24 protein-coding genes and 1 pseudogene are annotated in these 24,366 nt (G+C 56.7%); 20 read left to right on the plus strand and 5 right to left on the minus strand.

The features are described from left to right. Nucleotides 1-13: 13 nt before the first annotated feature. The gene (locus tag BN2684_RS13685; RefSeq protein WP_058302741.1) at nt 14-934 is read right to left on the minus strand and encodes a cation diffusion facilitator family transporter; all 921 of its coding nucleotides are present in this window, start codon (nt 932-934) and stop codon (nt 14-16) included. Between the two features lie 636 nt (nt 935-1,570). Here BN2684_RS13685 and BN2684_RS13695 point away from each other — a divergent pair. Together BN2684_RS13695 and BN2684_RS13700 are read left to right on the plus strand one after the other, a co-directional pair. Beyond that, nucleotides 1,571-2,149 carry a thymidine kinase gene (locus BN2684_RS13695; protein ID WP_058302743.1) on the plus strand — a complete coding sequence of 193 codons (579 nt, stop codon included), beginning with the start codon at nt 1,571-1,573 and terminating at the stop codon, nt 2,147-2,149. Nucleotides 2,150-2,316: 167 nt separating this feature from the next. Beyond that, the gene (locus tag BN2684_RS13700) at nt 2,317-3,711 is read left to right on the plus strand and encodes an NAD-dependent malic enzyme (RefSeq protein ID WP_082652167.1); all 1,395 of its coding nucleotides are present in this window, start codon (nt 2,317-2,319) and stop codon (nt 3,709-3,711) included. A gap of 227 nt (nt 3,712-3,938) precedes the next feature. Here the strand turns inward: BN2684_RS13700 and BN2684_RS13705 are convergent, their stop codons facing one another. Next, the gene (locus BN2684_RS13705) at nt 3,939-5,039 is read right to left on the minus strand and encodes an NAD(P)H-dependent flavin oxidoreductase (RefSeq protein ID WP_058302744.1); all 1,101 of its coding nucleotides are present in this window, start codon (nt 5,037-5,039) and stop codon (nt 3,939-3,941) included. Nucleotides 5,040-5,355: 316 nt separating this feature from the next. Here BN2684_RS13705 and BN2684_RS13710 point away from each other — a divergent pair, with 316 nt between their 5' ends. From BN2684_RS13710 to BN2684_RS13760, 11 genes are all read left to right on the plus strand, one after another. Beyond that, nucleotides 5,356-6,357 (plus strand): inorganic phosphate transporter, encoded by a 1,002-nt coding sequence (locus BN2684_RS13710; protein ID WP_082651963.1) that lies wholly within the window; start codon nt 5,356-5,358, stop codon nt 6,355-6,357. A gap of 221 nt (nt 6,358-6,578) precedes the next feature. Beyond that, complete coding sequence (locus tag BN2684_RS13715) at nt 6,579-6,836, plus strand: hypothetical protein (RefSeq protein WP_058302746.1); 258 nt, start codon at nt 6,579-6,581, stop codon at nt 6,834-6,836. Further along, nucleotides 6,821-8,989 carry a LuxR C-terminal-related transcriptional regulator gene (locus BN2684_RS24990; protein WP_058302747.1) on the plus strand — a complete coding sequence of 723 codons (2,169 nt, stop codon included), beginning with the start codon at nt 6,821-6,823 and terminating at the stop codon, nt 8,987-8,989. Before BN2684_RS13715 ends, BN2684_RS24990 begins: the two co-directional genes overlap by 16 nt. 139 nt (nt 8,990-9,128) lie before the next feature. Continuing rightward, nucleotides 9,129-10,151, plus strand: a complete 1,023-nt coding sequence (locus tag BN2684_RS13725; RefSeq protein WP_058302748.1) for a TIR domain-containing protein — start codon at nt 9,129-9,131, stop codon at nt 10,149-10,151. Beyond that, entirely contained in the window at nt 10,148-10,363 is a 216-nt protein-coding gene (locus BN2684_RS13730; protein WP_058302749.1) for a hypothetical protein, read from the plus strand. Before BN2684_RS13725 ends, BN2684_RS13730 begins: the two co-directional genes overlap by 4 nt. A gap of 344 nt (nt 10,364-10,707) precedes the next feature. Beyond that, the gene (locus BN2684_RS13735) at nt 10,708-11,376 is read left to right on the plus strand and encodes an HD-GYP domain-containing protein (RefSeq protein ID WP_082651964.1); all 669 of its coding nucleotides are present in this window, start codon (nt 10,708-10,710) and stop codon (nt 11,374-11,376) included. A gap of 131 nt (nt 11,377-11,507) precedes the next feature. Continuing rightward, nucleotides 11,508-12,320, plus strand: a complete 813-nt coding sequence (locus BN2684_RS13740) for a phosphotransferase family protein (protein ID WP_058302751.1) — start codon at nt 11,508-11,510, stop codon at nt 12,318-12,320. A 72-nt stretch (nt 12,321-12,392) separates the two neighbouring features. Then, entirely contained in the window at nt 12,393-13,100 is a 708-nt protein-coding gene (locus BN2684_RS13745) for an ABC transporter ATP-binding protein (protein ID WP_058302752.1), read from the plus strand. Between the two features lie 5 nt (nt 13,101-13,105). After that, nucleotides 13,106-14,374, plus strand: coding sequence for an ABC transporter permease (locus tag BN2684_RS13750; RefSeq protein ID WP_058302753.1), 1,269 nt, complete (start codon nt 13,106-13,108; stop codon nt 14,372-14,374). A gap of 62 nt (nt 14,375-14,436) precedes the next feature. Continuing rightward, entirely contained in the window at nt 14,437-14,862 is a 426-nt protein-coding gene (locus tag BN2684_RS13755) for an HIT family protein (protein WP_058302754.1), read from the plus strand. Between the two features lie 206 nt (nt 14,863-15,068). Continuing rightward, nucleotides 15,069-15,488: a hypothetical protein gene (locus BN2684_RS13760; RefSeq protein WP_058302755.1), complete on the plus strand. Its 420-nt coding sequence runs from the start codon at nt 15,069-15,071 to the stop codon at nt 15,486-15,488. A gap of 5 nt (nt 15,489-15,493) precedes the next feature. On the opposite strand, the gene BN2684_RS13765 is transcribed toward BN2684_RS13760, so the two are convergent. Then, nucleotides 15,494-16,837: a BaiN/RdsA family NAD(P)/FAD-dependent oxidoreductase gene (locus tag BN2684_RS13765; RefSeq protein WP_058302756.1), complete on the minus strand. Its 1,344-nt coding sequence runs from the start codon at nt 16,835-16,837 to the stop codon at nt 15,494-15,496. A gap of 472 nt (nt 16,838-17,309) precedes the next feature. On the opposite strand from BN2684_RS13765, the gene BN2684_RS13770 reads away from it, so the two are divergent. The 4 genes from BN2684_RS13770 to glpK all read left to right on the plus strand — a co-directional run bounded on the left by BN2684_RS13770 (nt 17,310) and on the right by glpK (nt 20,425). Then, nucleotides 17,310-17,747, plus strand: a complete 438-nt coding sequence (locus BN2684_RS13770; protein WP_058304548.1) for a BrxA/BrxB family bacilliredoxin — start codon at nt 17,310-17,312, stop codon at nt 17,745-17,747. Between the two features lie 303 nt (nt 17,748-18,050). Further along, nucleotides 18,051-18,302 (plus strand): hypothetical protein, encoded by a 252-nt coding sequence (locus BN2684_RS13775; RefSeq protein WP_058302757.1) that lies wholly within the window; start codon nt 18,051-18,053, stop codon nt 18,300-18,302. Between the two features lie 62 nt (nt 18,303-18,364). After that, nucleotides 18,365-18,808 carry a holo-ACP synthase gene (acpS, locus tag BN2684_RS13780; protein WP_058302758.1) on the plus strand — a complete coding sequence of 148 codons (444 nt, stop codon included), beginning with the start codon at nt 18,365-18,367 and terminating at the stop codon, nt 18,806-18,808. Between the two features lie 138 nt (nt 18,809-18,946). After that, on the plus strand, nt 18,947-20,425 hold the full coding sequence (gene glpK, locus BN2684_RS13785) for a glycerol kinase GlpK (protein WP_058302759.1): 1,479 nt from the start codon (nt 18,947-18,949) through the stop codon (nt 20,423-20,425). A gap of 212 nt (nt 20,426-20,637) precedes the next feature. Here the strand turns inward: glpK and BN2684_RS24995 are convergent, their stop codons facing one another. Then, complete coding sequence (locus tag BN2684_RS24995; RefSeq protein WP_234340241.1) at nt 20,638-20,817, minus strand: RidA family protein; 180 nt, start codon at nt 20,815-20,817, stop codon at nt 20,638-20,640. Between the two features lie 482 nt (nt 20,818-21,299). Continuing rightward, nucleotides 21,300-21,830 carry a hypothetical protein gene (locus tag BN2684_RS13800; protein ID WP_058302761.1) on the minus strand — a complete coding sequence of 177 codons (531 nt, stop codon included), beginning with the start codon at nt 21,828-21,830 and terminating at the stop codon, nt 21,300-21,302. A 181-nt stretch (nt 21,831-22,011) separates the two neighbouring features. Between BN2684_RS13800 and mutY the strand changes: the two are divergent. The 3 genes and pseudogenes from mutY to BN2684_RS13810 form a co-directional block, all read left to right on the plus strand. Beyond that, nucleotides 22,012-23,010 (plus strand): annotated as a pseudogene (gene mutY, locus BN2684_RS13805) (A/G-specific adenine glycosylase); the annotation flags it as partial. Further along, a complete protein-coding gene (locus BN2684_RS25000) occupies nt 22,997-23,374 on the plus strand; it encodes an NUDIX domain-containing protein (protein ID WP_234340315.1) in 378 nt (125 codons plus the stop codon). The pseudogene mutY and the gene BN2684_RS25000, both read left to right, overlap by 14 nt. Nucleotides 23,375-23,488: 114 nt before the next feature. Beyond that, nucleotides 23,489-24,199 carry a hypothetical protein gene (locus BN2684_RS13810; RefSeq protein ID WP_148449971.1) on the plus strand — a complete coding sequence of 237 codons (711 nt, stop codon included), beginning with the start codon at nt 23,489-23,491 and terminating at the stop codon, nt 24,197-24,199. The last annotated feature ends 167 nt before the right edge of the window (nt 24,200-24,366 follow it).

Genomic DNA, 24,366 nt, shown 5'->3' on the forward strand with positions numbered 1-24,366 from the left:
CCTCGGTCAGTGGTCAGGTCACATCGGTTTCATACCAGGGATTGAGATGGACGAGCACTTCCCCTACATCCGGATGGGCCTTGGTAATGACCTTCTTGATGGCGCGGCCGATGTCATGCCCTTCTTGAATGGTCAGGTAGCCCGGAATGGAGACGCGAATGTCCACAATGATATAGTGTCCGTGATTGCGCCCGCGCAGACGATCGATCCGCTTCACTTCCGGAATGGTTCGGATCAGCGCGGCGTAATCCTTCAGAATGTCGAGGTCGACGCTGTGCTCCATCAAGACATCGAGGGATTCGCGGCCCATCGTATAGGCGAGCCGCATGACGAGCAGGGAGACGATGATTCCGGCAATGGGGTCTCCATAAGCCAGATAGGGCGAGCTAATTTGCTCGCCGATCAGCGAAAGCATGATGCCGAGCACCGCAGCCGCCGAAGCGTACACATCCGCCAGGTGATCGTTCGCCGTCGCGATCAAGCCCTTGCTGCCGGCTTCTCTTCCGATGCGAATGGTATAAAAGTACAGGATCAGCTTCCAGAATAGAGAGACGAAAGCCGCGACGAGCGGAAGAATATGAGGCGCGGCCGGTTCTTGAAAAAGCATCTGAATGGAGTGGACGGCCATATAAACCGAAGCCAGCGCCAAAATGATGGCGACGAGGGCGGCACCCAGCACCTCGGCCTTCCCGTGTCCGTAGGGATGATCCTCATCAGCCGGGCGGTTGGAGATTCGCATGGAGCTTAACGTGGCGCCGGAGGCGATGACATCTCCTGCATTGTGCACGCCATCGGCGACAAGCACCTGGCTGCCAAAGAGCATGCCAACTCCGAGCTTCATGACGGTTAAGGCGAGGTTGCTGAGCAGGCTGATCCATGCTCCCCATATCGCGGGGCTGAACTTCTTCGCAGGCTTAGCGGTCTGACTGGACACAATTTTTCCCTCCTATAAACTTCTTGCCATAAGGAAACAAAAACCTTCAACGGTGGTTGAAGGTTTATTGGTATGCCATTTTTTTCACATTCCGCAACGATCGATTCATTCCAATCCCCACATTTCATCGGCTTGTCCGCCGGATTATTCGGGTACGCCCCGGGCAGGTAACGGGACAAGAGAAGGAAGCGTTCGCCGAACCCTCGGCCGCACGCTTCCGCAAGAAACGGCCCCGAAACGGGCCGCAGTTTTCAAAACAGCAGTATTACCATACCACAAATGGGCAAACGAATGCGATGACATTTTTCGAACATTCGAACGGGCAAGAACGGGAAGAGTATGGTTTCAAGCCCCCGTGACGAACGAAAGGGATGGTATATACCTGCTAAATACGAGCCTGATGAGCGAAATACAAGCGCAATCTACAGGGTAAGCCGTCTGGGATCCGGTTTGAAAGCATGCTCAAGCCCTTTCATGGGGCAATTTATCAAAGCGACAATGAATTTCCATATTCAAATCGAGACAAAGTGTATTTCTTTTCCGGCAGGCTCGGAGTACAATAGGGAGGAAATTTTGGGGGGACATGCTTTGCGTAACGATGCAAAGGCAACCTAAGGGAAAGGAACCTAGAACACCTTGGCTAAGCTCTATTACCGATACGGAACCATGAACAGCGGCAAATCGATGGATATCCTCAAGATCGCCAACAATTATGAGGAACAAGGCAAGTCGGTTTTAATTTTCACATCCCTTCTGGACACCCGGCACGGAATCGGCAAGGTGACCTCCAGGGTCGGTTTTCAAAGAGAAGCTCTGCTTCTGGATGAACATATGATGGACATTGTGGAGAAAAATAGGCCCGATTGCGTGGTCGTGGACGAGGCGCAGTTTGCGAGTCCCGAGCAGATCGACGCCATGGCGGAGATCGTTGATCGGCTTCATATCCCCGTGATCGCATATGGGCTCATGACGGATTTTCAAGGAAAGATGTTCGAAGGAAGCAAGCGCCTCCTGGAGCTGGCCGACCGGATCGAGGAGATCAAGACGGTTTGCTGGTACTGCAACAGCAAGGCGCGTTTTAATACCCGTTTTCAAGGGGAGAGGGCCGTCTTTACGGGCGAGCAGCTGGATATCGGCGGAAACGACAAGTATCGGCCTCTCTGCCGGAAGTGCTATCGCAAGGAAAAAGAGAAATCCGAGCGTTTGAACGGATAGTCGGGAAGGACAGGGAGATGGCGAAGAGATCAAGCGAGTGGCTGGAGATGGAGGATCGAAACCGGTTGGACAGCGAGCAGCCGGTTGGGGGTAAGGAGCAGGAGGGGAAACCGGGAATCGGCCTTCTGCAGATGGAAGTGAAGACTGCGTCGGCTCCTTCCGGGCAAATGACCGTGATGCTTCGCGTAGAGATGGCGAAGGATACAGGGAGCTTCGGCCGATTGGCTACTGCTATCGGCGAGGCCGGCGGCGATATCGTCAGCGTCGAAGCAGCCCGCTACCAAGCCGACGCCACGGTTCGCGAGCTCACCGTCAGCGTGACCGATCCGGCGGTGGCCGATCGCGTGGCGTCAGCGGTTCGGAAGCTGACGGGCGTTCATATGCTGGATGTGTTTGACCGGACCTTCCTGATGCATCTGGGAGGCAAGCTGGAGACGACGCCGAAGCTGCCGATCCGCAACCGCGACGATCTGTCGCGTGTGTATACGCCGGGCGTTGCGAAGGTATGCATGGCCATTCATGAGGACCCGAAACGGGCGCATAATCTGACCATCAAACGCAATACCGTTGCGGTCGTCTCCGACGGCTCCGCTGTCCTGGGACTCGGGAATATCGGGCCGCTCGCGGCGATGCCGGTCATGGAGGGCAAGGCGGTGCTGTTCAAGCAGCTCGGCGGCGTCGATGCTTTCCCCATCTGCCTGGACACCCAGGACACCGAAGAGATCATTAAGGCCGTCAAACAGATTGCTCCGTCCTTCGGCGGGATCAACTTGGAGGACATCTCGGCTCCCCGCTGCTTCGAAATTGAGCGCCGGCTCGTGGAGGAATTGGACATTCCCGTCTTTCACGACGATCAACACGGAACGGCGGTCGTCATGCTGGCGGGAATTCTAAACGCCGTTAAGCTTGTCGGCAAGCGGCTGGCCGATTGCAAGGTGGTCATCTCAGGAGTCGGGGCGGCCGGAACGGCGTGTACGAACATTCTCCTGTCGGCTGGCGTTACGAACATCATTGGGGTGGACCGCGAGGGGGCGCTTGTCCGCACCCGGTCGTACGACCGGGATGCCTGGAACGAGTATGCCGCTCGAACGAATCCTCAGCTAGTGGAAGGAGTTCTCTCCGAGGTCATCGAGGGAGCCGACATCTTCGTGGGCGTATCCGCCCCGGGGCTGCTGAAGCGGGAGGACGTATGCCGGATGGCGAAGGATGCGATCGTCTTCGCCATGGCCAATCCGAATCCGGAGATTACGCCGGAGGAGGCTGAGGGCTGCGTCCGTGTCATGGCGACCGGGCGATCCGATTATCCGAATCAGATCAACAATGTGCTATGCTTCCCCGGTCTGTTCCGTGGAGTTCTGGACTGCCGGGCGGAACGGGTCACGGAAGGGATGAAGCTGGCTGCCGCCCGCGCGATCGCTTCCTCCGTCAAGGACAGCGAGCTTTCCGAAACCTGCATCATTCCGAGCGTATTTGATACGTCCGTAGCCGAGAAAGTACGCCAGGCCGTCTTGTACGCGGCTTATGAGGAAGGCGTCGCCCGTCGCAGAAGCTATCTCGATTAGAACTATAGCGTTCAGGGAAGCGGGAGCACCTGCAGGCATCGGCAAGCCACAAGCGCGAAGTTGAATGATCCGTTCGCTGCTGCTGCGGTCATCAATCGATAAATGAGCTGGAGCCAATCCGAAGGTAGCAACTAGCGGCCGAAGGAGAGGCTCCTTTTTCGTTGCGGGCAGGGGAGCCGCCTGCTCGCCGTCCCTTCTACGCGAGTAGCCGCGCATCTGTTCCATCATCAAAGCCGTCGCAGCCGATCCAAGGCCACATCGGTTTCCTTTACGAGCCTCCGCACCAAATCGCCTGCGGGCAGCTCGCGTGTCAAAAGACGGGAAGCCTGGCCCGACCAAACTGCCATGCAGCTTACCCGTTCCTGCTCCTCTGCCGCTTCCCGGATGGGCCGGGTCAAGGCTTCCTGATATGGATAAGGAAGCAAGCGGTGATCCTCATCGGACAAGTCCGCGATGAATTTGTTGCGGATGGTCCGGGCATACCGTCCGGTATAAGAGCGGGTGAGCACGGTGCTCTCCTCCATGCTGGTGAGCAGCGCTTCCTTCGTGCGGCGGGAAGCGTCGCTTTCCGGACAGGTAAGAAAGGCGGTGCCGAGCTGGACGCCCGCAGCTCCGAGAGCGAGCGCCGCGGCGATTCCACGGCCGTCCATCACGCCCCCGGCGGCGATGACAGGGACATGCAGGGCATCCGCGAGGAGAGGGGTGAGGGCGATCGTGCCGACGGCCGCCTGCTCGGCTGCCCCGAGGAAGGTAGCTCGCTCGCCGCCTGCTTCGCTGCCTTGGCCGACGACGAGATCGACGCCCTGATGCTCGAGATGGGCTCCCTCGGACACCGTCGTCGCGGTGCCGATGAGCTTGATTCCGCGATGCTTGAGCCGGTCAATCCAGTCATTGTCCAGAACTCCGTAGGAGAAGGAGACGATCGGCACCGACTCTTCAAGAATGACGGCGAGCTGTTCTTCAAACAACGCCTGTTTGTAAGCAGCCTCCCTGCGGACGGATGCGAGGGCGTTCAGCGGTTGCAGCCCCAGCTCCTCCCAATAGGGCTGGAGAAGCTCGCAGACTTCCTCAAGTCGGCCCTCATCCGGTAGTACTTCCTTCATGGGAATATGGAGATTCACCGAATAGGGACAGTTCGTTTTAAGACGGATCGCTTTCATCTCCCGATGAAGCTCATCGGCATTCATTCCTGCAGCGCCTAGGGTGCCGAGTCCTCCGGCCATCGAGACGGCCGCTGCCAAATCCGCTCGCGCGGCACCGATCATCCCCGCCTGCAAGAGCGGGTAGCGAATCCCGAGAAGCTCGGTTACGGCTGTCTTCGTCCACATTCAGAAATCCTCCTTATGGGATCCATCCGATGGCACAACACGTCGGTTTCACCTTTGCGTATATCAGGGTGCGGCTGCGAAAGTTGGGGATGCTAAGAAAAGCAAGGGAAAATTTCAAACGATTTGTTCAATCTTTAAAGCGTTTTCTTTAGGCGTTCGTCTTAAAAATTCCTCAACATTTGTCGGGGATTGTGATATTATTTTTCATGTTGCCAACTGCCTATAACATTCCTTCGAATGGAAGGTTTATGCCTGACGGACAGCTGTCCATTTGGCGGGGCTACATCATTTCTAATACCCATCTAGGAGGATCTTCGTGACATCGATCGTCATCATTGTCATTCTGGCGCTGCTATTCGACTTCATCAACGGCTTTCATGATACAGCCAACGCCATCGCCACCTCCGTCTCCACCAAGGCGCTGAAGCCCCGGGTCGCTATCTTTTATGCGGCTATTCTGAATTTCCTGGGTGCCATCATCGCCGAAGGGGTCGCCCACAGCATCGGCAAGGGCATTGCGGACCCCGCTGCGTTGGATAACGGGTTAAGCATTGTCATCGCCGCTCTCGTCTCGATGATTGTCTGGAATCTGCTGACCTGGTATTTCGGTATCCCGTCCTCTTCTTCTCATACGCTGATTGGTTCCTTGGTTGGGGCGGTCATCGCCGGAGCGGGAATGAATGAAGTGCATTGGGGGGGCTTCAGCAAAATTTTGAGCGGACTTCTGATCTCTCCGGTCATCGCCTTCGTGGCCGGCTTCATCATCCTGAAGATCATTCGCCAGCTGCTCAGCTGGTTCGGTAAGACTTCTCCCGGCACGATCAACAAGGGCTTCCGCAGCCTGCAGATTTTGTCCGCCGGCTGGCAAGCGCTGTCTCATGGCATGAATGACGCCCAGAAGGCGATGGGGATCATCTTCTTCGCGTTAGTCTCAGGGAACTATCTGAGCGCAGACGCCCACATTCCGTTGTGGGTCAAGCTGGCCGCCGCTACAGCGATGGGGCTCGGAACCTCCGTCGGCGGGTGGAAGATCATTCAGACCGTCGGCAGCAAGATCATCAAGATCGAGCCGATGAACGGCTTCGCTTCCGACCTCACCTCGGCGACCGTCCTGTCTGTCGGCACCCATTTCGGTCTGCCGCTCTCCACGACCCATGTGGTGACGTCGGCTATCATCGGGACGGGGACGGCAATCCGAGCGAAATCGATCAACTGGGGAGTCGTCGGCACCATGATCATGACCTGGGTGATCACGATCCCGATCTCCATGGTGATCGGATTCCTGATGTACCATTTGATCTTCACCCTCATTCTTTAATCGAGGCTTCCTTGGGATAAAATCGGGTATACCGGATGAAAAGGCTTCCGCCATCAGCGGAGGCTTTTTTGTTTGGTGGTGTGCATTGCTAACTTAAAAACAATGGTTTCTTCACCTGTTATAAAATTATTTATTTTTCGGGTGCAATTGGTTCGAGAGTGGGTATAAAAGGGTAAAGGGGCGAGGAAGCCCATGAACGAGAGGTGAGGGGGAGAATCGATATGGGCGAGGCCGACAAGCTTGAGATGAAGCTGCAGATCGAATGCGCGAATTACTTCCGCGATCATCCTCATGCCGAGGAAACCTGCGAAGGGCTGGCTTTGTTGCTGAGAAGCCGACCCGAGCATCTGACCGCGATTCTTGACAGACTCATTGAGCTGAATATTTTGGAGCTGGTGGAGGACGGTCCGCGTTCCGTCTACCGTTACAAGCTCCCCAAACTGACGACACGGGACGAATCGTCATGGACGAATACATAGCGCTGCTTCAGCAGCTCCAGGATACTTATGCATCGGACACGGGAATTTGCCTCCTGGTCACGGACGGAGAAGGACGGGGGTTAACGCGGCCCTCGGGAAAAGCGGAGTGGCTCCGTCCACTGGAAGACCGAAATGAAGCGGGCAGGCTGTCACCGGAGGCGATGGCCCTGACCGGCTCGTTTGAAGGCTTGAGTCGCCCGATCGAGTATGAGTTCCGTCCAGGCATCAAGCTCATGGCGATGCCGATACCGGGACGAGCTCCCCGCCGCTTCTACCTGTGGGCGGCGTTCTTCACCGATTCACGGGCCCGGCTCCTCCTGCAGAGCTATTATGAAGGCGAAGAGAGCGAGGGAGCGCTATACCGGGAGCTCAGGGATTCCGTACCGGAGCTGAACGGCGAGCGCAAACGCCAACTGTCTGCAAAGCTCGGCGCAATGGCCTCCATTACAGGTAGGCTCATGCAAACCGACACGGAGCAAACGACCGGGAAGCGGCAGCTTGCTGCAATAAGAGAAATATCGGCGGGCTTGGACCGTCCGGAGAACCGGCTGAAGGATAGCCTGCAGCCGTTCTTTGCGCTCGGCGACGGGCTCGATTTCCTGGGGCTTGCATTCAAGCAGGATGAAACCCGCTTTCAGGTTGTCGAAGTGCTTGGCGAAGGCTTTAGCCTGTCCGGTTCAAGTTTTTCGCTTGGCGAAGGCTTTCTCGGGCAGACGGCGGCGACGCGCCAAGCCGGCAGGTGGGGCAATGTCTCCCGGGATCCGCGCATCCTCTTTTTTCGGCAAAACAACGTACAGGTAAAAGCCTTGTTCAGCTACCCGCTGGTCAGGGAGGGGGAAATCATCGGCATTCTGTTCGGGGGCAGCCGCAGCCTGACGGACATTCCCGACGCCATGTACGATTTCGGACAGACGCTGTGCTCGATTCTCAGCTCCCAGTTTGTTTTGCGCAGCCTCCGGGAGGATCGCAACGCGCACTTTATGCGGCTGTCGATGCTGATGGAGATCAGCCGCACCGTGACGATGGTGCAGGACCTCAAGCGCGTGCTATTCATCTTGATTGACATGAGCCTGAGCCTGGTTGAAGGACCGTTTGCGGCGGCTCTTCTAACGCGAACGGGCGGGAAGGCTCAGATGGTATCGCGCGGCTTGTCCCATTCGCAGGTGGAGGCTTCCATCCTGGAGCTATCGGAACGCTATGAGACCTTTGAGCCGGAGGATCCTTTTTACGGCAGAGCTGTACTTACGGAAATTCAAGGAGTCCCGGTTCTGGAATGCCCATTGGTCTACCGCTACGAGCTTCTCGGCGTTCTTCTGGTGGCTCTCCGCCATCGGGGGCATTTCGAGGAATACCGCGACTTCATGATGGCTCTTTCGATCGCGGTCAGCGGCGCCATCCACCGGATTCGGGAGGATGAACGGCCGCGCGGCTATGATTCACCGGCGCTGCTGCATCTCGCCATGAAGCAGTGGGATGCGGATGCCTACGAGCGGACGCTCAAAGCCCGCGATCTGGCTGCGGAATTCGCACGCAGCCGCGGTTTGACGGAGCGGGAGGAACGGCTGACCGGAGAGGCCTGCATGCTCTCGGGCTATGATCCCGAGCTCGTGAAGAATGAGGTGGAGCCGGAGCTTGCCGTCATACTGGACGAGCTCAGCGGCCTCACCGCGGCGGATGGAGAGCTCGATCTTCCGGAGCCGCCTCAGCCGGAGCAAACTCAGCCACGCAAGGAAACGAGCCAGATCGCCGCTCTGGCGCTCGGGAGCGTGCAGGCCGAGCCGAAGCTTGGGACCGCCCGCATCCGGGCCGATCTGCTCGCGGCATTCACGGCCTTCCTCACCCGCAAGGAAACGGTCGATCTGGAGGTCACCTTGGGAGAGACAGCGGCTGCTCGGGATGATCTGGCGTTTCGCGGAGATCCGCTTCAAGCCATCCGGGATATGCATTCCCTGTCTTCCCGCGAACAGGAGGTGCTCAGCCTCGTGGCGACCGGAGCAAGCAACCGGGATGTGGCGGAGACGTTATTTATCTCCGAGCATACCGTGAAGAATCACATGACGAATATCTTTCATAAACTTGGAGTAAACGACCGCTCGCAGCTGATCGCGATGGTCTACCAGCTTGGGTATAACCATGCGTATGACCCCGAGTAATCTTTGCCTTTCTGAAAAAAAGCGAGCGGCTCATCGGTAATCAGCCCTTCCCTGATATGGAAAATGAAGGTATACTGAATCATAAGAAACTGATCGGAGCATTGAAGCCGACCGCCGAAAAGAGCGTGACACTCTGCCCATGACTGCCACGGAACGGAAACCGAATGTCTTTCTCGGGTGTTCCCGGGAAGCAATTGACTACGCTCGTGCCGCCGTCTCCCATCTGGAGCGGGTGGCACAGGTAAATCCCTGGTACGCCGGCACTTTCGGATCGAACGATTATACCATGGAGGCACTGGAGCGGGAGCTTGACACGAATGACTTCGGCGTGTTCGTCTTTGCCGCCGAAGATCTGGCCTTGATCCGGGAGAAGCCGGTCTTCATCACTCGCGATAACACGTTGTTTGAGATGGGGCTGTTCTGGGGAAGGTTGAGGAGAGGGCGAGTTTTCTGCCTGGTCCCACGCGACCTCCCCGAAGCCAGTCCTTTCATACCCGGCAAGCCTGCCGCCGAATTCCATCTTCCCTCCGATCTGGATGGGCTGACGCTTCTGCGTTATGGAAGCAGGAGCGACGGGCGTTATTCCGCCGCGATGGACGTCCCGTGCGGAGAGATCGCAGCGGTCATCCGCCGCGAGAAAGCCTTTTCCGATCCCGCTTATCTGCTTAGGGAGAAGGCTGAGCTGCTGGAACGCAAGCAGAGCATTCTTCGGTTTTTTTGGAGTTATATCAAGAATGTCTCCGAGCCCGACCCAACGGAACGTTATTCGGCTTATGCCGAAGCAATCCGCAACTCCATTCTCCCACCGCCGGGATTCCGCACGACGGGAGCTGCCATCTGGAGAGCCTCCGACGGGAGCATTCGCCAGGTTGGAGGCAACGTGGGGCGAGGGCGCAGTTTTCCGTTGGATGGGGCAGGCGAAGGAACGAGTGAGCAGATTTATGTGCTGGAGGCTCTGAACAGCAAGGTCTGGTCGTTTTTTAACCGGCGAGAGATTGAGGAAGTGTATATCCTGTGCTATCCTTTAGGAAAAGAACATGTGCTTTCCGTGCATATATCCGGAGATGAAACTCTCCACGACGACCGGCTTGAAGAGATTGTCGCAGCAAACGACGAGCTCTTGAATACGATCCGCAATCTGATCGGAGGGGATTCGAGATGATCAAACGTTCAACAAGGCGTGCGTCGGAATCCGCCGGATCCGCAGATCGCCGAAAAGGCAAGGAGGCAGTCCCTTCCTATAGGCCCTCCCCATGGGGGAACCCGGAAGGTCCCGCTCATGTCTATATCGGCCCTTCTCTGGAAGGCGACGATAAAGAGTATGTGAAGGTCGTGAGCGGAAGGGTAACTGACCGCAAGCCCTCATTCGCTTAATCGCCTATTTTCGCGTAAGAAACCGCCCTAGGGCGGTTTTTTCTGTTAGGAGAGGTCGTCCGGGTATCGGATGCGGAAAGAATGAGGCTCTCCGGCTATAGGGATGCTTTCCCGGCGAGCTGTCGGCAAACGAGGTTTTATAGGCGCTTCGAAGAAGCCATTGCGAAACATAGAGGATCCTGTCGAATAAGGGAGTAGGAAGAAAGTGTGATTCTTCGCACTTGCATAAAAAAGGGAAAATAAGAAGCTTCGGTGATCGATTTTTTGTCCAAATAATAAGAAAATACTCCGTATAAGGGATCGCTCGCCATGAGGGGCGGGAGGATACGGAAGGGTGGATTCAAATGATAAATCGCACAAGAATGAATCCGAGCGAGCACCATGATCTGGCCTGGAGCTTTTGCTTGGAGAACGGGGAAACTTCTTTTTTGTTGAAGCGGCTGAAGGCCCATGACAAATTTCTATATGAGCATTCGCTTCGCGCCGCTTATTTCAGTCTTCTGCTGGCCCAAGGTCTCGGGCTCTCGGCGCGGGAACAGGAGATCGTATACCGCTCCGCCTTGCTAATGGACTTCGGGAAGCTGCAAATCGTTCCCTCCAACAAGAGAAAGGGACAATCTGAACCGGATGGACATTCCGTGCTGGATCACCCGAGACTGACGGTTCAGGCTATATCCGCCATGGCCAAAGCCGGTCTTGTGGATCGAGATGCGATTCTCGCCCATCACGAGAATCTGGACGGTACCGGGTATCCCTATGGGCTCATGTGGGAGGACATCTCCCTTCACGCCCGGATCCTCCGCGTTGCTGACAGCTTCGCCTCTCTGACCGCACATGATGCGCGCAGCCGTTCATTGACTGGTATTGACAACGCTCTGGGAGAATTATATCGCTGGAGCGACATCCACTATGATGCAGACCTTGTGGAACTGCTCTGTCATTATTACGGGAACGACTTTGGCAGGAAAGAGGATTCGGTCAAAACCCGCGTCATTAAGCTCATCAACCATTAACCGGGTATCCGAACTCCTCCCGCTCCTTTCTACCTTTTTCAGGAAACCTGTGATAGGATTAAAGAACCGAATAACCCCGCACCTGTCGAGGTGGGGGGTATTTTAGTTTGAGGTGAAGGCGGGTTAAACGGATGAGTCACCCGGACAAGATGATCGGCCAAGGCCGGACGGCAAATGTCTTCGATTGGGAAGAGGGCAAGGTAATCAAGCTTTTTCACGAAGGCTTCAACAAAGATTGGATAGAACGGGAATACCGGATGGCCAAAAACGTTCATGAGGTTGGAGTTTCATCCCCGGAAGTCTACGAGCTTGTAGAGACGGAAGAGGGAGTAGGCATCGTCTTTGCCAAGGTTTCGGGGGAGAGCATGTTCGATCTCATGCAGAAAGCTCCATGGAAGCTGAAGCAATCGGCTCGAACGCTGGCGCGGCTGCACGCCCAGATGCACGCTTCGCATACGGAACATCTTCCGCTGCAAAAGGAGGATCTTCCCGAACGAATCCGGCACGGCGCCGAATTCCTTGGGGAGCATGCCGAGAGCATCATCCGTTACCTGGACAAGCTACCGCAAGGGGATTCGGTCTGCCATGGCGACTTTCATCCCGGCAATCTGATGGAGGATCACGGGAATTGGATGGTTCTCGACTGGACGAATGCGGAATCGGGGAATCCGGCGGGGGACGTCGCTCGAACTTTGATCATGCTGCGTTCTCCTTACATGCCTCCGGGAACGAATTGGCTGACCGGAAAGCTCTCGAAAGCGTTCAAGAGCCGATTGGAAAGCGTCTATTTGAACGAGTATCTGAGAATAAGCGGAATGCCTCTTGCCGATATCGAGGCATGGATGCTGCCGGTAGCTGCGGCCAGGCTGAGAGAGCAGGTGCCGGGAGAGCGCGAATGGCTGCTCGGTTTGATCCGCGAGCGTGTCGACAGCTCGTTAAGCTGAAACGGATAAGCGGCCCAGACGTACGTACATAGCGGGACAGCAATACCAAGAGAACATCGGGGGCATGCGGAAATGGCGGTTGTGAAAGCAAGCATTGAATCGGCGGGGTATAAGGGCAGGGCCGATGTGATCCATGACATTCATTTTGAAGTCGAGCCGGGCGAGCTCGTGGGGTTGATCGGGCCGAACGGAGCGGGCAAGAGCACGACAATCAAGGCTCTGCTCGGACTTCTGCCCGAAGTGAAGGGGGACATCTCATTCGGAGAAGGGGCGGCGCATTATGCCTACATACCGGAACACCCCGTCCTCTATGAGAATCTGACCCTGTGGGAGCATCTGGAGCTGGCGGCAAGCGCGATGGGGCTGTCCGATGAGGATTTCCGCGAACGGGCGGAGGAGCTGCTCGTCCGATATCGCCTGACGGAGGTCCGGCATCATCTGACTTCGAGCTTCTCCAAGGGCATGCAACAGAAGATCATGCTCGTCCTTGGCTTTCTCCACCGGGCTGAGCTCTATATCGTCGATGAGCCGTTCATCGGCCTTGATCCCAAGGCGATCCGCGACTTTTTGGCGATGCTGGACCGGGAAAGGGAGCGCGGCGCGGGCGTCCTGATGAGCACGCACGTCCTCGATACGGCGGAGAAGATCTGCAGTTCCTTCCTGCTTGTGTCCGAGGGCGGCATTGTAGCCTCGGGAACGCTGGAGGATATCCGCCAGGCATGTGGGATTCCGGGAGCTTCTCTTTTTGAATGCTTCACCGCGCTGACGGAAGGAGAGTGAGCGGGATGAGGGAGGCTGGAGATTATTTTCGCGGAAGGCTCCGTGCCAATTGGGCTTTTCAATGGAGAGTATTCCGGCTCATCGTCGATTGGACGATTGCCGTCTACGTCATCCTGCCGGTTGCGGGGGTTGTCGGGTACAACTATGTAAAATGGTGGATCGAGCCGCCCGATTGGTTCTTTTACGTGAGCTTTGATCTTGTTCGGGCGGCTTTGTTCCTCTTCATCCTGCAGGGAACCGTGCGGTACTTTCTGGAGGAGGCGGATCAGCTTCACTTTTTGCAGGGGGAGCGCTGGGCGGATCGCTTCCGCCGATCCGGTTCCATCTATTCGGCTGTTGCATGCGCGGTTTCCGTCGGGGCGGTGGCTATTCTCCTCACGCCGGTTCTGCTTCTGAACCATCGCCTGACGCTCGCCGGATTTCTTCTCCTGTTCGTCTATATTTGGCTGTATAAACTGGCTGTTCAACTGATCCTGCAATTTGCGGATATCCGGCTCGCTGGATGGAGGCTGTATGGAGCAAAGACGCTGCTGGTCGCCACCTTAGGCGCCGGATTCGCCGTCACCACCCGCTTGTTTCGGGAAGGCTGGTGGATGGGGGCGTTATGCTGCGTGATCGCGGCTGTCCTTGTCGGCTGTCTGTTCCGTTTGCGACTCCAGGCGAAAGCCGCGTTCCTCCAGGATGTCAGACGCGACAGCAAGGAGAAGTATAAGTTCGTCGCCTTTATCCTGCGTGACCAAGTGGTGAAAAAACCGGCCTATCCGCGCCGCAAGCCGATACTTTTTCGAAAATCCGGGCGGATTTTTCGGAAGAGAACCGCTGCGAATGTACTGGCCGAATCCGGACTGAAGAGCCTGTTTCGGAATGGACAACAGGTCAAGTCCTACCTGATGCTTACCGGCATCTTCGCTTTCGGGAGTCTTTTGACCCGGATTGGAGCCCAGGATCAGGCCTTATTCACCATCATATGGTTGATCTCCGGCTTCATTCTTTCGTACTATGTTCGGCTGCAATGGGGGGAATTCCAGAAGAATGCGTTCCTTGGCCTCTTTTCCTGGACGTTCGGCTCTTGGTACAATGCTCTTCGAACCTATGTGTTTACGGCCATGCTGCCCGGTTTTCTCGTGATCGGAGCGGCGATTTGGCTGCCTGTCCTTTCCGTCGGAAAAGCGGTTTTGCTGCTGCCTGTCGCTGTTGGAGTGGCCTATGTCATCTCAACCGTCTACAGCTCGGTAGCGGCGATGAGAATGGACAGGCAGGCGGCAAATCGCTAAGATAAGAAGACGGTATGACCAACAGAGAAGCAAGACATGCGGCAAGGAGGGGCTAGAAAGACATGCAACGCGAGTGTGTGTTTTGCAGCCGTGATGAGCGGTTGGACCATTTGATGATCGAGATTTGCGAGCTCAGCGTCTCGACCTTGTATCTGTACAAAGAGCAATCCTATTTCGGACGCTGTGTGGTTGCGCTGAACGACCATCAGCGGGAGCTGTTCCATCTCCCGGAAGAGACGCGGGCGAAGCTGATGGAGGATATCGTCCGGGTGGCGGCGGCGATCGAAAAGGCATTTTTGCCGGATAAGATCAACTATGCCATGTACGGGGACACGATGCCCCACATTCACTTCCATGTGGTGCCCAAATACAAAGACGGAGAGAACTGGGGCAACGCCTTCGACTTCAACCCGAATCGGACTTATTTCCAAGATGAGCAGTACCAGGCCATGATCGAGAAGCTGATCAAGTACCTGGAGCTGCCCTGAAATCAAATAGCGGCATCCATAAAGAGAGACTCCCTTTTGGGGAGTCTTCTTTCCTATCGGTCAGCTTGTCTCGTCGAAGTGCGGGCCTATGGACATGTGCGTGAGCATGATCTGCATGCGGGCTGGAGACTCTAAAGGAACAAGCATGCGGTTATGTTCTTCGCTCACGACCGTGTGCTTCGGCGTAATAAAGGAGGAACTCGCTCATGAATAGCCTAGACTTCCGCTTTCCCGATTCCCGATCCGCCAAGCTTGCGATGGAGATGCTGATCGAGCTTGGGTTTCGGGTCAAACCGGTGCTGCATGTGGCTTTTGAACGGGGGGATCTGACCAGCGCGCTGGAGATCGCCCAAGCCTACGGCGGTTCGCTTGAACACGAAGAACCGCCTGTTCGCATGCCGGTATCCGAGCAGGCGGCGTTTGATGAGGCTTATCCATTGAATACTCTTGAGAATGTGGCGGAGCTGTCGGTTCCTGCCCATATCGTGACGGAGGATATGCCGGAGACCTACCTTCATCCGCCCGCAGCTGATGCGGCCGATGCAGTGGATTCATTGCAGGCGCAGGCTTCCTTCGATCCTTCGGGAGATGATTTTGACCACGTGGATCCGGGTGTCCATCTGTAAATCGATTAGGTCCGGTCTTCGCAGGAACGTTCGGCGGCTGCAGAGCCGGCTGCGAATCCGCTAGAGAATGCCGCCGTGATGTTATAACCTCCGGTGTAGCCGTGAACATCAAGAATTTCCCCGCAAAAATAGAGGCCTGCCGTGAGCTTCGACTCCATGGTGGAGGGGTTGATCTCCTTGAGGTGGATTCCGCCGCCGGTGACGAAGGCTTCCTCAAGGGAGAGAGTCCCTGTGACCGCAATCGGAAAAGCTTTGGCGAGAGTGGCGAGATCGCTGAGCGTTTGACGAGGCAGGTTCGCATATGTCGTGTCTCCTGCTAAACCCGTCTGTCCGAGCAGCAGGGGGATGAGGCGCTCGGGAAGAGAGCCGCGCAGCACGTTCTTGATCGCCTTTTTCGGCTCGGCTTCTGATAGCTTCAGGAATTCCCGATTGACCTCGTCGCGGGTTTTGTTCGGGAACAGGTCCAACGTCAGGCGGACGGAAGGAGTGCTGCCGGATGCCTCGCCAGCCCCCTCGTTAGGACTTGTCCGGCCGCTTTCGGCCTTACGGGAGCCTCGAAGCTCCTTGACCACGAACTGACTGCATCTAAGCGCGATAGGGCCGGATAGGCCGAAGTGGGTGAACAAGAGGTCACCGACATGTGTGATTGCAGGCTTCCCTTTGCCATTCCATACCGTGAGCCCGACGTCTCTCAGTGACAAGCCTTGCAGCTCCCTGCTCTTGATATATGGCTCCTCCGAAAGCAAGGGAACCTCGGTCGGGAACAGCTCCGTGACGGTGTGGCCCGCTTGCTTCGCCCAAGGATAGCCGTCGCCGGTGGAGCCGGTTTGCGGAACGGACTTGCCGCCGGTAGCGAGGATGACGGCGCGGCTTCGGATGACTTCGTCTGTGGTCAGCTCGACTCCAACTGCGGCGCCATTCTCATAGAGGATGCGGCGGACGGGAGTCTGAAGCCTCAGCTCCGCTCCCCGTCGCTTCACCTCGGCGACGAGCGCATCGACAACCGTCTTCGCCTTATCGGTTACGGGGAACATCCGGCCGCGATCCTCCTCCTTCAGGCGGATGCCGAGCCCTTCGAAGAACGCGATGATTTCCCGGCTGCCAAAGCGGGACAGCGCGCTGTATAGAAAGCGGCCGTTGCCGGGCAGGTGGCGAATGAGCGTGTCGAGATCCGCTGCGTTAGTGACGTTGCAGCGTCCGCCTCCCGAGATGCCGAGCTTTCGTCCGGGTTTGTTTCCTTTGTCGATGACGAGGGTGCGGGCTCCTGCCTCGGAGGCTGCGATCGCCGCCATGAGGCCGGCGGGTCCTGCTCCGACAATCACGATATCATAGTGGTTTTTGCCTGCCATTATCCTGCTCCTGTTCCATGTCGCGTGATGGGTAGCTATTGATGAATTGATTGTACCCGATTCCCCGATCAAATGAAAAAGCTCCCGTAAGCGCATCGATTATGAAGCGACGAAAAAAACGTCACCAAGCGTATAGGAATTGCGGCGGCGGGATAAGCTAAGGTCATTCCACGGAAAGGAGTGGGAATCATGGCAAAAAACAAGGATCAAAACCGTAAGCAGCAGAAGGCGAACAAAACGACGGCTTCCGTTGCCAATACGGAGAGCCGTACGGACAATGCCAAAGTTGAATAAGGCGGAGAAGGAATCTCGTCTATTCATGACCTAACAAAATCGAACCGGTTGCCGGATAGTACATGCCGCAGCCGGTTTTCATTTTATATCGGATGACTTTTCTTTTCGAATGATCGATTCATGTGTATAATAGATCACAGACATATCTAAGAAAATGTGATAAGAGGAGTGGATGATCATGATCATGTCCTTTGACCAATACATGCGGGATACGGTCCAGCCGATGCGGGACGAACTGACTCGAATCGGAGTGAAGGAGCTGAGAACTCCCGAAGAGGTAGCGGAAAAGCTCGGAAGTGCGGAAGGCACGGCGCTGCTCGTCATTAACTCCGTCTGCGGCTGCGCCGCCGGGCAATGTCGCCCCGGAGTAGCCAAAGCTCTGGAGGGAGAGGTCACGCCGGACCATCTCTTCACGGTTTTTGCCGGGCAAGACAAAGAAGCGACGGCTGCAGCTCGCGAGCAATTCCTCGCGGAATATCCGCCATCCTCGCCTTCCATCGCGCTGTTCAAGGACGGCAAGCTCGTGCATTTTATCCAACGCTACCAGATCGAAGATCGCAGCGCGGATATGATCGCGAACGACCTGACCACCGCTTTCCAAACCTTTTGCGATTGAAAATACAGCTGTCGCTGTACAGAACTTTGCAGACACTCGATAACGAGTATCGCGAATAGGGAACGGCTGGCCCGGCTGACGCTGCGGCCAGCCGTTTTTTGCGTGAGGGTGAATTTCCCCCTTCGTATGCTCTGGTTGTTTCCCGGAGTCGCCTGTAGTCGCAGCTTCATGCATGCCTGTGTCGGAAAGCTAACGACGGAGTTTTTTGGTATAATAGGCAGCATGAGCAACGCTCTCAGCGTATGGAGAAGAGCTGCGGGATACACGGATGATTTCTAGGCAGGTTCAGGGAGGCGGACCCGAATGGAAGGCTTAACGTTTACGAATCTGGTGGCTCGATTGATCGACGAACGCACCTTTGTCACGGTTGGGACGAGCGGCAGCGAGCTGCACGGCATGATCACTGCGTTCGATCAGGCGCAACAGGTGATTACCTACAAGGACATGAGTGAAGGCGGAAGCTATCACTTCATCCCGCTCAGCTCGATCCGCAGCATCGGCTATGACAACTCCATGGACGGAGTGTTCTGTTACATCGATTTGTTCAAAAAATAATACGATATGAATAGAACGGATTTGCGAATCCGTAGAAAACGAAAGCGCAGGCGGTTGAATCGGTGATTATTGGAATCGGCACAGACATGACGGAGATTGGGCGAATGGAAGCCATTCTGAGCAGGGCAATCGGGAAGCGATTTCTTGAGAAGATCTTGTCCGAGAGCGAAAGGGAAGGCTTCTATGCAAAGCATGGCTGGGGGGAGGGAGACCCGGCTTGGAACAAGCGCGCAGCGGAGCATGCCGCAGGTCGTTTCGCGGTCAAGGAAGCGGTGTCCAAAGCCTTCGGAAGCGGAATTGGAGGCTGCATCGGCTTTCATGACATCCGGGTTTTATCGGAGCCTTCGGGGCGTCCGGTCTGCCGGGTGTCGGAGGAAGCTCTGCTTCGGCTTGGGCTGGAGCCGGCGGCCATTCGGGTTCATATCAGCATCACACACACCGAGACGACCGCGGGGGCCTTTGCGGTTGTGGAGCGCGAGAATGGCATTTCTGCTTCGCGTGGTTGATGCGGCTAATTCGAGCGAATCTTCAAGCCTCGACAAATGCCCAAACTTGATTTAACGCTCCAAAACGGTTCCGAGCTCTAGCAGTGGGCTCGCGGACGAAGAACAGGGTCATTTTAGGTTATTGATGGAGGGGTCGGAATGGAAAGACCGCAGTATATTCTCGCACTGGATCAGGGAACGACGAGCTGCCGGGCGATATGGTTCAATCAGGAAGGGCAGGCGGCGGGAACGGTCCAGCGAGAGTATGCCCAGAGCTATCCGAGAAGCGGCTGGGTGGAGCAGGATGCTGCGGAGATTTGGAGCCTTCAGCGCGAGGTGATGCGGGAGGCCGCTTCCCGGGCGGACGGAGCCATTGCGGCGATCGGTATCACGAACCAGCGTGAGACGGTAATCGTCTGGGACAAGCTCACCGGTAAGCCGCTGCATCCGGCCATCGGCTGGCAGTGCCGCCGGACAGCGGAGCAATGCGCCGAATTAAAGGCGAATGGCTTGGAGGACATGATCCGGGCCAAGACCGGGCTTCTGATCGATCCGTATTTTTCGGGGACGAAGCTCGCTTGGCTGCTCCGGGAGGTTCCTGGTCTGCGTGAGAAAGCGGAGCGGGGAGAGGCGTTATTCGGAACCGTGGACAGCTGGCTGATCTGGAATTTGACTTGCGGCAGGGTGCATGCCACAGACGTCAGCAACGCTTCCCGGACGATGCTGTTCAACATCCATAAGCTGGAGTGGGACGAGGAGCTGTGCCGCCTGTTTGGCGTTCCCGCCGCGATGCTGCCGGAGGTACGGCCTTCATCGGGAGATTTCGGCGTGGTAACCGGCATCCCGGAATGCGAAGGAATCCCCATCGCGGGGGCAGCCGGAGACCAGCAGGCAGCTCTGTTCGGACAAGCCTGCCACGAGGAAGGCATGCTGAAGAACACCTACGGAACGGGCTGCTTCCTGCTGATGAATACGGGAGAGCGGCCTGCAGACTCCCGTCACGGCTTGCTCACGACGGTAGCCTGGCAGGTGGAGGGGCGGACAGAATATGCCTTGGAGGGCAGTGTGTTTACGGCGGGAGCCGTAGTCCAGTGGCTGCGGGACGGCCTGTCGCTCATTCGCGAGGCCGGTGAAACGGAAGCGCTGGCGTTGTCGGTTCCGGATACGGACGGCATCTATTTTGTCCCGGCCTTCAACGGACTCGGCACTCCCTACTGGAACCCCGACGCGCGGGGCATGATCACCGGCATCTCCCGGGGAACGCGGAAGGAGCATATCGTCCGCGCCGCCCTCGAAGCAGTCGCCTATCAGACGGCGGATGTCATCCGCGTGATGGAACGCGAATCCGGCATCGCCCTAAACGAGCTCCGGGCGGACGGAGGCATGGTCCGGAACCGTTTCCTCATGCAGTTCCAGGCCGATATTCTGAACCGCTCCGTCAGCCTGCCGGAGGAGGCTGAAACGACGGCGCTTGGCGCCGCTTACTTGGCCGGCCTTCATGCCGGATTCTGGAGCGGGCGGGAAGAGATCCGCCAGCGCTGGACGGAGCGCGAGCGCTACACGCCCCGCATGGAAGCGAGCGAGCGGGAGCGGCTGTACGCGGAATGGGAGCGGGCCGTCAAGCGGCAGCTGCGCTGAACTGCTGCCAGCAGCGATTGTGATAGAGAGATGCCCCGCCTACTCGATGTAACGGGTTCTCCTTTCGGGTGCAACAACTAAATGGACCATGTAATTGACACAAAGGTTGGGCGTTATTGATCAAAAAAGACAGCGATCGCTGTCTTTTTTAACTTGCTGGATTCTATTATTTTCCCTTATATGCTATCGCATCCATTTGAACTTTAAGCCCATTAGGACCGCCTTTGTATCCAAAATTCCGTGGAAATCGTCTTTCTCGCAGGATAATTTCCTTTAAATCGTTGCTGGAAAACCTTCTCCATTACAGGGATATCCCAAACATCTCTGAGCAGTACATCTACTTTAACTACGGAGTCCAGAGTCAGATTAACTTGTTCTAATCTCTCGCTCATGTTATGGAGAGCGCCTTCTACTTGTTCCTCAATTGAGCCTCCAACATTTCCAACGCAGAAACTTAAAAAATAAAATCTCCTGCTTCGACAAAACCAGAATAAGCATTATCTTCGTTAACTTCATATCGAATGATCTCACTCATGGGCATTTCATCTCCTCAAGAAAAATGGATATGATTAACACTACTCATCATAATGGAACAAATGTTCGTGATCATCAAGCTCCAGATTTATGTTGTGCCTCAATGGGGTGCCCGGTACTACTCGATGGCGGGCTTCTCTTCTTTGGCGGAGGGACTCTTCGCTCAGGTTCGGCGGGAATGTGACTTTGACCTTAACGGTGCTAGGGTTGTCCGAAGACAGGAAAAAACCTTCCGGCGGTCAACCCGGAAGGTTTTGTTCCGAATCTATATCATTAGGGGGGCTAGTTATAGATTACCCGCTGAACCTTAATTGAACCTGAAAATTGGATTACTGTTTTGTTACAAAATGATGACAGCACATGCGATCAGGCTGCAGCCACCGAGCACACCGAGTAGAAACGGGGCGAAGCCTAAATAGAACACGAGAGTAGCGGCCATCAGCAGGATGAGCCAAAGACCGAGCTTTCCGGCTTTAGAAGAGGCAGGCTCGCCCAGCATCAAATAGAAAGCGGCCAGCGCCGTCGTTCGGTAGAATTCCGCAAGGTAGATCCCCGGTATGATGAAGGGAAGAAGGGCCGCGAATAGAAGCAGCAGGAGCAGAACCCACATGCGCCAACCTTGCGCTGTCGAACGGAGGGGCAGCGAAAACCGGTTCTTGCGAAGGGGCAGCAAGCAGAAGGCGGTGGCGAGCATCGCCGCCCAGAAGGAAGCGGGGACGAGCCACGCAGGCGCGCCAAAAAGCTCAAGCTGGCCGAACGCCGAGGAGAGAATCCACTGTAAGCCCCAGATGAGGAGAGCGAAACGCCAAAAGAGGGAGCTTGAGCGGTCTCCGGCTTGCAGGCGGGATGCTCGATTGGTCAAAGAAGACATAGCGAACCTCCGGTCAGTTGTCGATTGGACGAGAGAGCAGGTAAGGATTGCTTTTGCTCTTCGGTGCAATATCCGTATAATGAGAAACACCAACTCTCATTATATCAGATTTTTTCCTTCGGCAAGACCGCAGGGCAGGAAGGGGCAGAAGATGAGCCGCAAGAGAGCAGTACGGGATGCGATGACGATAGATAATGCGAAACATGACGAGGCGAATGTAAAAGCAATAGATGAAGGAACGGCGAAAGCGGTCGATGAAGCAAAAAGCGAAACAGTCGGTAAAACAAAAGCTGGGGCAACGGCGAAAGCGATAGATGTAGCAAAAAGCGAAACAGTTGGTAAAACAAAAGCTGGAGCATCAGAAAAAGAAGCAAGTTCCTCTGGCGGTTCTCACGGCTCGGACGCTGAAGGGGAGCGTAAAGCCTTTTACGCCCGGGAGCTCCTTGCCTGGTACCGCCGCTGCAAGCGGGATTTGCCCTGGCGGCGGAGCCGGGATCCGTACCGCATCTGGGTGTCGGAGATCATGCTCCAGCAGACCCGGGTGGAGACCGTGATTCCGTATTACCACCGGTTTATGGAGCAGTTTCCGACGATCGAGGCTTTGGCCGATGCCCCCGAGGAGCAGGTGCTGAAGGCTTGGGAAGGGCTCGGGTATTATTCCCGCGCCCGCAACCTGCAGGCGGCAGCCCGGGAGGTGAAGGAGGAATACGGCGGTATTGTCCCGGACGATCCCGAAGCGGTGAGGTCGCTGAAGGGGGTCGGGCCTTACACGTCGGGAGCCATCCTGAGCATCGCCTATGAGCGGTCGGAGCCTGCGGTGGACGGCAATGTCATGCGGGTGCTGTCGCGGTTCTTCCTCCTTACGGAGGATATCGCGAAGCCGGGAACCCGCGTCACCATCGAGCGGCTGGCACGCTCGCTCATCCCAGAAGGCGCGGCTGGCGATTTCAACCAGGCGCTGATGGAGCTCGGTGCGACGGTCTGCACGCCGAAGTCGCCGCAGTGCCTCACCTGCCCGGTGATGGAACGCTGCGGCGCCCGGCTGGAGGGCCGGGTGGACGAGCTCCCCATCAAGGCGAAGGCGAAGCCGCCGAGGCCGGAGGCTCGCGCCGCCGCGCTCGTGGCGGACGAGTCCGGCCGCCTGCTCATCCGCCGCCGCCCGGCGGATGGCCCTCTGGGAGCTGCCGCACGCGCTCCTGCCGGCCGGAGGCAAGGAAGCGGTCTCCGCCGCTTCCTTGCCCGTCCCGGCAGGCGCCGGCGGCTATCCGGCGGCGGATGCGGAGGCGCTCGCGGCGGAGCTCGCGGCAGCGGACGGGCTGCGCATCGTCCCGGAGGAGTGGCTGACCGATGCGGAGCATACGTTCAGCCACCTGCGCTGGGACATGCGCGTGTTCCGCTGCCGCCTCGCTCCCGGCGCGGGGGAGCAGCTTCCGCCGGGCTACGCCTGGATGGCGGCGGACGAGGAGAGCCGCTATCCGTTCCCGAATTTGTTCGTTCGGCTGATCCGCGATTTCGGCAAGCTGTCTGCAGCTGAGCCGAATTGATATCACAAGTTGGCAACCAAAGGTAATCATTTCCTTCCGGTTGGGGCATTCTAAACAGGAGTTTCCTTGAGCGAAGCTCTGTTCCAACCTAACCTTGAAGGGAATGAAGACGAGATGAAGCATCCAAGTAACCGATGGATGATCTGCTGGTTGACCCTGCTGCTCGTAGGAGCCGCATTCGGAACAGGCACGGGGGTTGCGGCTTCGGCCACTCCCGGCAAATCGGAACCATCGCATGAAAATCGGCGAACTTATCCGGGCTACGGCGCGGAGCGCATCTACTCGGAAGCGGCTTCCGTGCTCGGCATGAGCAAGGAGGACCTCAAAAAAGAGCTGACCGCAGGCAAAAGTCTAGCCGACGTCGCCCAAGCGAAGGGGAAATCCCGCGAGCAGCTCATCGCCGATCTGTCGGCCAGAACTTCCGCCTTTCTGGACAAGGAAGTGAAGAGCGGAGAGTTGACCAAGCAAGCCGCCGAACGGATCAAGGAGCGGGTGGGCGAGAAGCTGCCCTGGTTTGTCGATGTGAAGGGACTTGCCTTCCCGGGAAGGGAAGGAGGGCCGCATTCCGCTCCTCGCGGCTTGCTCACCGCTCGTCTCCCCGAGCTGGCTGCCGCTCTTGGGATGACCAAGGAAGGCCTGCAAATGGAGCTGGCCTCCGGTAAATCTCTCGCTGAGATCGCCGCCAAGCACGGAATGTCCCGCGAGCAGCTGATCGCTATGCTTAAGGAGCAGCTGACTCCAACGCTGGAAAAGCTCATCGACCACAAGCAGATGCCCTCTGGGCCTCCTGCGGCGTCCAGCTCTCCCCGCCAAGAAAATCGATGAGATCCGCCTCTGTTCAATGACGAACAGCCCTTGCCACAAGCAAGGGCTGTTTTTTTGCACAAGAATCGCCACTTCGACTGGGGAGGAGGGGAATGAATCTCCATTTGTGAAGAAATGAAAACATTAGAAGATAAGGAAGGATGTGCCAGGATTATGTCGAATAGAGT

The sequence above is a fragment of the Gorillibacterium timonense genome (assembly GCF_001457415.1).
Taxonomy (GTDB): Bacteria; Bacillota; Bacilli; order Paenibacillales; family NBRC-103111; genus Gorillibacterium; species Gorillibacterium timonense.

Coding starts and splice junctions, on each gene's coding strand:
- BN2684_RS13700 (WP_082652167.1), top strand. CDS start 2,317: ATGACCGTGATGCTTCGCGTAGAGATGGCGAAGGATACAGGGAGCTTC.
- BN2684_RS24995 (WP_234340241.1), bottom strand. CDS start 20,817: ATGAGCGAGAGATTAGAACAAGTTAATCTGACTCTGGACTCCGTAGTT.
- BN2684_RS13715 (WP_058302746.1), top strand. CDS start 6,579: ATGGGCGAGGCCGACAAGCTTGAGATGAAGCTGCAGATCGAATGCGCG.
- BN2684_RS13735 (WP_082651964.1), top strand. CDS start 10,708: ATGATAAATCGCACAAGAATGAATCCGAGCGAGCACCATGATCTGGCC.
- BN2684_RS13750 (WP_058302753.1), top strand. CDS start 13,106: ATGAGGGAGGCTGGAGATTATTTTCGCGGAAGGCTCCGTGCCAATTGG.
- BN2684_RS13810 (WP_148449971.1), top strand. CDS start 23,489: ATGAAGCATCCAAGTAACCGATGGATGATCTGCTGGTTGACCCTGCTG.
- BN2684_RS24990 (WP_058302747.1), top strand. CDS start 6,821: ATGGACGAATACATAGCGCTGCTTCAGCAGCTCCAGGATACTTATGCA.
- glpK (WP_058302759.1), top strand. CDS start 18,947: ATGGAAAGACCGCAGTATATTCTCGCACTGGATCAGGGAACGACGAGC.
- BN2684_RS13765 (WP_058302756.1), bottom strand. CDS start 16,837: ATGGCAGGCAAAAACCACTATGATATCGTGATTGTCGGAGCAGGACCC.
- BN2684_RS13755 (WP_058302754.1), top strand. CDS start 14,437: ATGCAACGCGAGTGTGTGTTTTGCAGCCGTGATGAGCGGTTGGACCAT.
- BN2684_RS13725 (WP_058302748.1), top strand. CDS start 9,129: ATGACTGCCACGGAACGGAAACCGAATGTCTTTCTCGGGTGTTCCCGG.
- BN2684_RS13740 (WP_058302751.1), top strand. CDS start 11,508: ATGAGTCACCCGGACAAGATGATCGGCCAAGGCCGGACGGCAAATGTC.
- BN2684_RS13705 (WP_058302744.1), bottom strand. CDS start 5,039: ATGTGGACGAAGACAGCCGTAACCGAGCTTCTCGGGATTCGCTACCCG.
- BN2684_RS13775 (WP_058302757.1), top strand. CDS start 18,051: ATGGAAGGCTTAACGTTTACGAATCTGGTGGCTCGATTGATCGACGAA.
- BN2684_RS13760 (WP_058302755.1), top strand. CDS start 15,069: ATGAATAGCCTAGACTTCCGCTTTCCCGATTCCCGATCCGCCAAGCTT.
- BN2684_RS13730 (WP_058302749.1), top strand. CDS start 10,148: ATGATCAAACGTTCAACAAGGCGTGCGTCGGAATCCGCCGGATCCGCA.
- BN2684_RS13770 (WP_058304548.1), top strand. CDS start 17,310: ATGATCATGTCCTTTGACCAATACATGCGGGATACGGTCCAGCCGATG.
- BN2684_RS25000 (WP_234340315.1), top strand. CDS start 22,997: ATGGCCCTCTGGGAGCTGCCGCACGCGCTCCTGCCGGCCGGAGGCAAG.
- BN2684_RS13745 (WP_058302752.1), top strand. CDS start 12,393: ATGGCGGTTGTGAAAGCAAGCATTGAATCGGCGGGGTATAAGGGCAGG.
- BN2684_RS13800 (WP_058302761.1), bottom strand. CDS start 21,830: ATGTCTTCTTTGACCAATCGAGCATCCCGCCTGCAAGCCGGAGACCGC.